Consider the following 9,235-nt stretch of genomic DNA (forward strand, 5'->3'; position numbering starts at 1 on the left):
TCCGCAAGTCCATCACCGCCGTGTTCGCCGAACAGGTCGGCGTGGTCATCTGGGACAACCTCGCCGAGGGCACCGTCATCGACTCCGCCGTGCTCGCCCAGCTCGTCACCAACGGCGTGTGGTCCGACCGGCAGCTCGGCGCGTCGCGGAACATCGCCACCGTCAACGACCGGCTGTGGATGGCCACCGGCAACAACCTGCAAGTCGGCGGAGACATGGCCTCCCGCACCGTCCGGGTGCACCTCGACCCGGACATGCCCCGCCCCGAACTACGCGACCAGACCGGATTCGGCATTCCACACCTTGACCAGTGGATCACCGCTCCCGCGAATCAGCTCACCGTGCTGTGGCACCTCCTGGTGCTGGTGCTCGGCTGGACCCGGCAGGGAGCACACCGGGCCGCCGGGCTGTCGATGCGGCAGTTCACCCCGTGGGCGCAAGCCCTCGGCGGATTCCTGGCCCACCACGGCATCGACGGCTTCCTCACCAACGCCGCCGAGGTACGGGAAATCGATGAAGACGAAACGCGCTGGCGCGCGTTCCTCACCACCTGGCACGACCGCCACGCCGGTCGCCCTATGACCGCCGCTGACCTGCGCCGCGACGCAGAACCAATGCACCTCGGCAGCGACGAACACGACCCCTGGGACGGGCAATTCATCACCACCCACAACGGCCGCCTACCCAACCCCCTGCAACTCGGCCGGCTGCTCACCGGCCAAGCCGGACGCTGGCGCGGCGATCACGTCATCCGCGCCGGGAAGAACGAACGCGGCGACCGGGCCGTCTTCTGGGTCGAACGCCACCACGGCTGAAACCCGCTGAACCATCTCCGCATCTCCGCAACGCCGCACCAACCCGCCACCACCAGGGAAAACAGCCTGCGGAGATCAAACCATCAGGAATCATCGATCTCCGCATCTCCGCACGATCTTGCGGAGATCACGGTCTCTTGCGGAGATCCCCCTCAGTGGAACTCCGCATCTCCGCAAGCATTCGCCCAGCTCACAGCCATGTTTGCGGAGATGCGGAGATGCGGAGATGGTTCAGCCCCTCCCACAACGAGCCTCAATCGACCGCAACCCATCGACGTAGACCGGCCCGCTGAGAGCCACACAGACGGATCTGCCCTATGCCTTACACCAACTCTGTTCGGATCTCGCGTCTCCGTCGCTCTCAGCGGGCCGCCCTGCGCCGCTCTGCCGCACCGCCACCCACACCCTCCACGCCCGACCCGCACCGACCGAAAGGCGCTCACCGTGCGAATCAGGCTGCACGGCACACCCGCTGAAACAGCCGCAGCGCTCACCGCCATCGCCCAAGTGCTGCACATCCAGCAGGTCAGCCGCCCCTACCCCGACCGCCGCTCCCAGATGTTCCAGCGCATCTACCTCCACGCCACCCCGAGGGAGGACACCCGCCCATGACTGTCCCGAAGCGGCCGGAGCGGGGGACGACTCGCACCGCTCGTCACCTCACCATCGCCGATGTTTGCGACGACCTCGGAATTAGCCGGTCAACCTTCTACGACTGGCGAGCAAAGCGAAAGGGGCCACCGGCCCGCAAGCTGCCGAACGGCGAGATTCGGATCGAACGCCGCGACTACGAATCCTGGCTTGAATCGCTCTATGAGGAGGCTGCTTGAACACCACCTACGAAGTGCGTATCTGGTCAATCGAAACATACGAAGGGCAGAGGGGCTGCACCTATCGCGTCCGCTGGCGCGTGGCCGAGCGGCGACAGAAGCAGGTCTTCAAGACAAAGGCTCTCGCGGAGGGCTTCCGCTCCGAGCTGGTCACCGCGTCCCGCAAGGGTGAGGCGTTCGATATCGAAACAGGCTATCCGATCTCAATGCGCCGTGACACCGCCGTCATGTCCTGGTACGACCTGGCTTGCGCTTTCGCCGACATGAAATGGCCGCACGTGGCCGCCACGACCAGGCGTACACACGCGGAAGCCCTGACGGCGCTAACGGTGCTCCTGCTGACCAACGCGAGGGGTCGCCCAGACGGCAAAGTGCTCCGCTACGCCCTCAGCCGCTGGGCCTTCAACACCCCGCGCCGCACGGCCGACAACGTGCCCGACCAGGTGCGGAAGACGCTCGATTGGGTGCGGCGGAACACCCGTGACGTGGCAAGCCTCAGCCGCGCCGAAGTGCTGCGCCCGGTGTTGGACGGCCTCACCGTTCGACTCGACGGAGCGCCGGCCGCCCCGAGCGTCATCAGCCGACGCCGGAAGATATTCAACACCGCGATCGAATACGCGGTGGAGAGGCGACTCTTGCCGGCAAACCCGCTTCCAAAGCTGAAATGGAAGCCACCGAGAACCGTCTCCACCATCGACCGGCGCTCGGTCGCTAACCCGGTGCAGGTGCGAACCCTGTTGGAAGGGGTGCGAGAGCAGGGCCGTATCGGTCCGCGCATGGTGGCTTTCTACGCCTGCCTGTACTACGCCGCACTCCGCCCGGAGGAAGCCGTGCGCCTCGCCAAACCGAACCTACACCTGCCCGATAAAGGTTGGGGGGAATTCACCCTTGACGGTGCCGATCCGCACGCCGGTCGTGAATGGACCGACAGCGGAAAGAACCGCGACAGCCGACAACTCAAGCAGCGAGCACGAGGGGAGACGCGAACGGTTCCCTGTCCGCCCGAGCTGACCGCGATCATTCACGCGCACGTCGGGCTGTTCGGCTACGGGCCGAACGGTCGCCTGTTCGTGGGGGAGCGCAACAAGGAGGAACTTCCCAAGGGCACGATCAACCGTGTGTGGCGGTGGGCGCGGGCCGCCGTGTTCACGCCCGAGGTGCATGCCTCGCCGCTGGCCCGTACCCCGTACGACCTGCGGCACGCTGCCGTGTCGACCTGGCTCAACGGGGGAGTGCCGCCGACGCAGGTGGCCGAGTGGGCGGGGCAGTCCGTGGAGGTGCTGCTCAGGATCTATGCCAAGTGCCTTGACGGCGGTGACGCGGCTCTCCGGCAGCGCATCGAAAGAGCGCTCGGGCACGGCTGAGGGCACCCGCGTTCCGTGGCACGCATTTGGCACAGATGCCCGCCACGGGCCGGTGACGGCCGGACATGACCGGACACATGATGAAGGCCCCTGACCGGGTTTCGCCTGGTCAGGGGCCTTTTCGTGCTGTTCATGGAAGGTGCCCCCGGCAGGATTCGAACCTGCGCTCCCGCCTCCGGAGGGCGGTACGAGCGCTGGTCGCACCCTGCCTTTGACCTGGGCAAGCGCTGGCAGGGGCGCGTAGGCGTGGGCGACTTTGGCACGCATATGGCACAGGAGCGGTGCACCTACGCACACGACACGCCTCTGTTCGTTAGGAGGACGCGGGTGGCCATGCACGTGTGTCAGGCTGTCAGGCCGAGGTGGGTTGAGGGATGGACGATATCGTGGCCAAAGAACCATTGATCAAGGCGTTCGGTGTGTCAGGCTACCGGAGCTTCCTGGTTCCACAATATTTCCAGCCGCTTGGAAGCGTTACCCTTCTCGCAGGGCAGAACAATGCCGGAAAGTCTAACGTTCTGCGTTTCGTTAACAAGTATCTCCGCAAGGATCCAGAGCCGTTCGAAGGGATCGACCGCCCCAGGCGAACATTGCCGCAGAATTGGAAGCCTCAACTGTATTTGGCAACGCCCCGACCCTCCACCGAGATTCTTGAGAGAGATTTTCGGTCTCCGAGCTACGGCACTCGCAGCAGCCCTGCGGATGTTTTAAAGAGGTTGATGGATAGCCCGCAACTCTCTGGACCCGGGGGGTTGCTATGGTTTCGATTTGAGAGTGTAGCCGATTCGAATGCCTATCGACAGCCAGGCGAGCCACTTAGGCACAAATGGCAAGTGCCGGCGGATCAGGTTAAAGAAATTGCGTCGACCTTCACACGGGACGACTTTAATGCGTTGCAACTGGCGGGAAACCTTCTCACTAAGCAGCAGTATTCGGGTGGCAATATACTAGAACAACCGGTGGGTGTGATCCTTTCCCACTTCGTGCCTAATCCGGATAAGTTGCCAACAGTGCGTTCAATAGAGGCATTCAGGCAGGTTCGACCAAGCGTGCATGGTGCCGAGCTTTTGGGTTATTTCAATGGTGTTGGACTAGTTGAACGGCTTGAGCAGCTAGAGCGGCCTGACCTGGATAACAGCGGTGACCGGAAGAAATTTGACCGGATCAACGAATTCGTTAAGTACATTCTCGACGATGCCAGCGCCGTTTTAAGTATTCCTCATGACGCCAAGACTATTCTCGTGGAGCGGAGTGGAGACCTGCTGCCCTTGGAGAGCTTGGGCACTGGCGTCCAGCAGGTGATCATGCTTGCGGCTGCCGCGACTTTGCTTGATCGGCAAATTGTTTGCATCGAGGAGCCAGAAGTCCACCTGCATCCACTTTTGCAGAGGCGACTCATCAAGTACCTGTCGCATGAGACTACGAATCAATACCTTATTGCTACCCACTCTGCGCACCTGTTGGACTATGATGCGGGACGCATCTTTCATCTGACGCATGGGCCCGAGGATGGAACGCGAGTGGAGGCGGCAGTAACTCCACACGAGATTGCCAGCCTGTGTGCCGATCTAGGCTACAGGCCTTCAGACCTGCTGCAAGCTAATTCCGTGATCTGGGTGGAGGGCCCCTCCGATCGAATCTACTTGCATCGCTGGCTGACCTTACTTGCACCTGATCTCGTCGAGGGTATTGATTATTCAATCATGTTTTATGGCGGCAGGCTTCTTCGTCATATAAGTCCCAAGGATCCGGCCAGCGGCGGGTTGGCGAGCGCGTCGCAGCAGGCCGAGATTGAAGAGTTCATCTCGTTGCGACGGCTAAACCGTCACCTTGTCGTCCTTATTGATAGTGACAAAACAAGCGCCCGCCAGCATCTAGACCCCACAAAGAAGCGAGTCGAAGAAGGGTTTAGTGAATCAAGCGGTCCGGGATTCGCGTGGATCACGAAGTGTTATACAATTGAAAATTATATAAGCCCTGAAATCCTACGCGAAGCCGTTCGTGCGGTCCATCCAAGGCTTCAGTTGGCTTCGCAGCTTGGGCAGTGGGACCAGCCGTTGAAGATGAAGACTAACTCGGTTCCGGACAAGGTGGCGATCGCGCACAGGGCGTGCAAGCGTATAGGAGTTAAGGATTTGGACCGCTTCGATCTTCGAGAGCAAGTCGAGCGGCTCATTTCAGTCATTGATAACGCAAACGGCAGAGCGCCGCGCTTTCCTCGCAGGCTTCGAGGTCGGAGCGTCGCTGACCACTAGCCCTCACCTCTCTTCATGTCGGCGATAGCCTATGCGACACGACTGGTTGTTAGGCCACGCTTCCCATACATCAGTGAGGATGTCGCTGAGCTTGGACCTTGCCGGCATCCACCCCAGAAGGGCTTGAGCGCGGCTGATGTCGGCAATCAGGTTTGGCGGCTCGGGCTTGGGTGGCTGGCGGTGGACGGTCACCCGAAGGCCGGTGATCTGCTCGGCGGTGGCCACCACGGTGGCCATGCTCGTTCCGATACCGGAGCCGAGGTTGATGGTCGGGCAGGTGCCGGGGGTGCAGGCAGCCAGACTCTGCCGGATGGCAGTGGCGACGTCGGCGACGTGGACGAAGTCTCGGACTGCTGATCCGTCGCCGTTGAGGGTGACGTGGTCGAGCTGGCCGCTGATCGCACGGAAGACGTTCGGGATGATCCGTGCGCGGTCGGTGTCGGTGACCCCGTCGACGGCTCCGGCGATGTTAAAGGGCCGAACGATGATCGCTCCGACTGCCCCGGTCGCCGTGTAGGCGGCGACCATGTGCTCGGCGGCGACCTTCGAAGCCGCGTATGGGCTCTCGGGGTGCGGGGGGAGGTCTTCGGAGAGCGCGCCTTGGTGCTGCGATCCGTAGACGATGTTGGTGGAGGCGAAAACCAGGGCGACGGGGTCGGTGGTCGTCCGCGCGGTGTCGAGAGCCATGAGCAGGTTCAGGGTGCCGGTCTCGTTGACGTCGAAGTAGCTCAGCGGGTCGGCGAACGAGTCCCGGCCGCTGGTCAACGCAGCCAGATGAACGACTCCCTCATATCCGCCGTCCTTGAAGATCTGGGCGACCCGGGCGCGGTCTCGGATGTCTCCCGTCACGATCGCGACATCAGCGGGTGGGTTGCGGTCCCCGCGACCCCGGCTCATGACGGTGACCCGGTGTCCGGCGGTGAGTAGGTCACGGGCGACGGCGCGGCCGAGAAATCCGAGGCCACCGGTTATCAGCACGTGCACGTCAGCCTCTCCCCAGGATCGTGCGGCGGTGCTCCCACGCGAGCTGGATGCAGCCGGCTGCCGCCGGAGCTAGCCGCCCGCTGGCGGTCAGTTCGTCGATGGTGTGGCGGGTGAATGGCAGTGCCGATGTGGGCCGTACCCGCCCGGTCTTTACCACGGTTCCCTCGTCGTTGGCGCTGACCATATCGGCGAATAGGCGGTCATAGGTAGGGCCATCGAACACGGCCACGGTCAAGATTTCGCCCCAGAGAGTGAGCGCGTCGAGCGCGACGCCGAGGCAGAAGACTCGTATCCCACCCGCCGCGTAGGCGCGTTGGAAGCTTGCCAGCGGCTCTGCGGTGTAATCCGCCGGCTCACCGTCACCACCGTGTTCGGCCGTGCCCAGAAATTCCTCGCTGTACTCCCGCATCATGTTGCGCCACAGATCGAAGTCCGCCGCCAAGGCCGCCGGTAGGACGCTCGACGGCTGGAAAACCCCCGCCGGCATGATGTGCAGCATTCCCCCAGCCACGGCTACGTTGCCGGCCGCCCGGTTGTGCAGCACGAAGGACACCCCGTCTTCGTCCACCCGCAGGGTGAGTGTGTCGGTTGACGGTGCCGTCGGCCGACGGCTCGGCGTGAACGGGTCACCGACAAGCCGCCGAAAGCCCAGGTTCCGCCAGGACGCTGGCAGGACGCCGCTTCCGTCGCCCGCAACGTGGTACATCGCCATCTCGTGCGCGAGCGCCTCTGAGACGTCGACACCACCGAAGTACGTGCCGGTGGTGAAGGTGAGTGCTTGGTCGGGCTGGCTCCAGTCGACTCCCGCGAGATGCCAGGCGAGCCGGTTCTCAAAGAGCCGGGGCTGTTCGACGTCCCGCAGAGCGAGGCTGTAGCGCTGGTGGCGCCGTCCGTCCGACGCCAACGGCCGTACGCAGGCCGACGCGTCTTCGGTACCGGTGACGGCAGGGGTGGTCCCTTCTGGCGCGAGGCCGATGCCGAACTGCGTCAACTCGATGGGGGTCGACGGCAGCCATTCCGGTGGCGCGATCAGGCCAGTGTCGCCTACCCGGTCCTTCGCGTCGTAGAGCCGCGCTGCCTCCCGCGCGAGCTGCACCCGGTGGATGTTCAACTTCCGGCGGACAGCCCGCCACTCTTCCTGGCTTTCCTCGGCGTGCGGGTGAGACTCGGATTCCTGGTGGATCGCGAAACCTCCGGAGTCGTTCTCGGGATTACCGCGTTGCTGCGGCGTGACGCGCTGCCGCGTCAGGCCAAGATCCTGCACCGATACGCCGAAGTGCTCGGCAAGAAGCTGCCGGTAGAGCGCCGACGGGAACGTGATTCCCCGCTCCCACCTGCTCACCTGGTTGGCGGTGACGGCCAGTCGCTTCCCGCGCCCCGCCCCAAGGTGATTGAGCCCGTCCGCCACGTCCTGCTGAGTTTCACCCGCAGCGTCGCGGAGGTTGTAGAGCGCGAAATTCGGGGTGGCATCTCTGGCGCGAGCAGGCATAGCCGCCCTCCTTTGCTGGCATAGGCACCGGGCCGCGCACCACCCCGTGCCTAGTTGGTGCCTAGTGAACGGCGCTTACTCGCCTGGTGAACGGCGTTTGGATGCGCGTCCGGAACTGGTGTCCTTGTCGCCATGACCGACATCGACCGCGATCCGCTCAACAGCATCCGCGAGCCGCCGCACTTCGGCGTGGAGCTGATCCAGCCGCGCGAGCACCAAGGAGGAACTGTCCGCCCGTTCTGCCTTCCCGCTGCCGCCCGGGGGGGTGGCCCCGGTCAGTACGGCGCGGAGGTAGTCGTTCGGCCAGCCGAGAGCCTCAGAGATCGCGGCGAGCGTCCGCGCGGACCGCTTGCGAGTCGCGGTCGCGTATTGCAGCTCACGCAGGGTCGCAACCGACACCTTCGATCGCTCGGCCAACTCCTGCTGGGTCATCGGCAACTCGGTCATCCGGCTGTTCATGGCACTGGCTACCGCCTGCCAATCCTCCACCGACTGCCTCCCTGTCTGACTGCCTGATCCGCTGATCCTAGTTCCTCCACCCTCGTTGACACCGCACAACATCAGCGCTAATTTTAGCGCTGAAATCAGCTACGCCGGTTGGTCCCGGGGAAGGCAGCGCTTCGCGGCGCTGCGCGCCCACGAGCCACCCGCGCACTTGGTCATTGAGAACTGAACAGCAGAAGCGCCGCGTAGATCCGTCTGCGGCATCCCCGCCTTGAGCCACACGGTGGCCGACCTCGGTAGATCCCGAGCGAGCAGGGCGAGCGGGCCGGATCCGGCGCGCGGCATGGACTTCTGCCTCTTGATCTCTGTTCGTCCCGGGGTGCGGCCGGTCTGGTCGCACCCCGGGCTCCCCGACTACAGCGACTCTCCCGGAGGTTTCCCGTGAGGAAGCACCTTGCCCCCGTGGCCGCCGAGCCGACCGCCGCCGACCTGGCCGCGATCGAGACGGAGTGGCCGCTGATCGCCGCCGAGCTGGACGTGCTCGACGCCGAGATCACGATGCTCTACGCCGAGGACCACGGCGGCCCCTCGCCGCTGGACTGGCGGCGGTTGCGCCGGGCCGAGGCCCGCGTCACCCGCGCCGCTGCCGACCTGACCGCCCACCCCACCCCGCACCGCGCGGCCTGATGTCCCGCATCCGCGCCGCCTTCCACGATCCGGACGGAGCGCGGTACGGCATCCCCACCTTCTGGTGGAAGGGTGCCCCGCCTGGCTACGCCACCCGCCGCCAACTCCGCTCTGCCGGGCTGCGGCCCGGTGGTCAGCCGATCGCCGCTCAAGTGCTGTGGCGCGGCGTCGGCGGCACCCGCGCCGCCTACCTCTACCGGGTCGACCTGGCCCGGCCGAAGCGCACCGCCACCCCCGCCCAACTCCGCGCGGTCCGCGCCGCGCTGCTCGCCCGCCGTACCTGCCCGACCTGCCGGCACGTCCGGCCCTACTACATCCCGCGCTCGCTGGGTGAATGCCTCGCGTGCGCCTATCCGTTGGAGGACGC

Annotated in this window: 9 protein-coding genes, 1 tRNA gene and 1 pseudogene; 7 read left to right on the forward strand and 4 right to left on the reverse strand. The window is 64.6% G+C overall.

Annotated elements, in window-relative coordinates:
* The 4 genes and pseudogenes from O7611_RS31835 to O7611_RS31850 all read left to right on the forward strand — a co-directional run.
* Positions 1–815, forward strand: a pseudogene (locus O7611_RS31835) (hypothetical protein); the annotation flags it as partial.
* A gap of 444 nt (positions 816–1,259) precedes the next feature.
* Entirely contained in the window at positions 1,260–1,427 is a 168-nt protein-coding gene (locus tag O7611_RS31840) for a hypothetical protein (RefSeq protein WP_269697569.1), read from the forward strand.
* On the forward strand, positions 1,424–1,645 hold the full coding sequence (locus O7611_RS31845) for a helix-turn-helix transcriptional regulator (protein ID WP_013475345.1): 222 nt from the start codon (positions 1,424–1,426) through the stop codon (positions 1,643–1,645). Before O7611_RS31840 ends, O7611_RS31845 begins: the two co-directional genes overlap by 4 nt.
* Complete coding sequence (locus tag O7611_RS31850; RefSeq protein WP_269697568.1) at positions 1,642–3,009, forward strand: tyrosine-type recombinase/integrase; 1,368 nt, start codon at positions 1,642–1,644, stop codon at positions 3,007–3,009. Before O7611_RS31845 ends, O7611_RS31850 begins: the two co-directional genes overlap by 4 nt.
* 140 nt (positions 3,010–3,149) lie before the next feature.
* Here the strand turns inward: O7611_RS31850 and O7611_RS31855 are convergent.
* A tRNA-Arg gene (locus O7611_RS31855) sits at positions 3,150–3,247 on the reverse strand.
* 136 nt (positions 3,248–3,383) lie between these two features.
* On the opposite strand from O7611_RS31855, the gene O7611_RS31860 reads away from it, so the two are divergent.
* Positions 3,384–5,264: an AAA family ATPase gene (locus O7611_RS31860; protein ID WP_269697583.1), complete on the forward strand. Its 1,881-nt coding sequence runs from the start codon at positions 3,384–3,386 to the stop codon at positions 5,262–5,264.
* A gap of 3 nt (positions 5,265–5,267) precedes the next feature.
* Here the strand turns inward: O7611_RS31860 and O7611_RS31865 are convergent, their stop codons facing one another.
* From O7611_RS31865 to O7611_RS31875, 3 genes are all read right to left on the reverse strand, one after another.
* On the reverse strand, positions 5,268–6,248 hold the full coding sequence (locus tag O7611_RS31865) for an NAD-dependent epimerase/dehydratase family protein (RefSeq protein ID WP_269697582.1): 981 nt from the start codon (positions 6,246–6,248) through the stop codon (positions 5,268–5,270).
* Between the two features lies 1 nt (position 6,249).
* Entirely contained in the window at positions 6,250–7,737 is a 1,488-nt protein-coding gene (locus O7611_RS31870; RefSeq protein ID WP_269697581.1) for a helix-turn-helix domain-containing protein, read from the reverse strand.
* Between the two features lie 75 nt (positions 7,738–7,812).
* Positions 7,813–8,226, reverse strand: a complete 414-nt coding sequence (locus O7611_RS31875) for a helix-turn-helix domain-containing protein (protein WP_269697580.1) — start codon at positions 8,224–8,226, stop codon at positions 7,813–7,815.
* 396 nt (positions 8,227–8,622) lie between these two features.
* Here O7611_RS31875 and O7611_RS31880 point away from each other — a divergent pair, with 396 nt between their 5' ends.
* Together O7611_RS31880 and O7611_RS31885 are read left to right on the forward strand one after the other, a co-directional pair.
* Positions 8,623–8,868 (forward strand): DUF6284 family protein, encoded by a 246-nt coding sequence (locus O7611_RS31880; RefSeq protein WP_269697579.1) that lies wholly within the window; start codon positions 8,623–8,625, stop codon positions 8,866–8,868.
* A partial coding sequence (locus tag O7611_RS31885; protein WP_269698391.1) for an RRQRL motif-containing zinc-binding protein occupies positions 8,868–9,235 on the forward strand: 368 nt, incomplete at its 3' end. The genes O7611_RS31880 and O7611_RS31885, both read left to right, overlap by 1 nt.

Origin of the sequence: Micromonospora sp. WMMC273, assembly GCF_027460285.1 — a bacterium.
GTDB lineage: Bacteria > Actinomycetota > Actinomycetes > Mycobacteriales > Micromonosporaceae > Micromonospora > Micromonospora aurantiaca.

Excerpts from the sequence above, each read along its gene's own strand:
- O7611_RS31845 (WP_013475345.1), top strand. The coding sequence starts at position 1,424 with ATGACTGTCCCGAAGCGGCCGGAGCGGGGGACGACTCGCACCGCTCGT.
- O7611_RS31870 (WP_269697581.1), bottom strand. The coding sequence starts at position 7,737 with ATGCCTGCTCGCGCCAGAGATGCCACCCCGAATTTCGCGCTCTACAAC.
- O7611_RS31860 (WP_269697583.1), top strand. The coding sequence starts at position 3,384 with ATGGACGATATCGTGGCCAAAGAACCATTGATCAAGGCGTTCGGTGTG.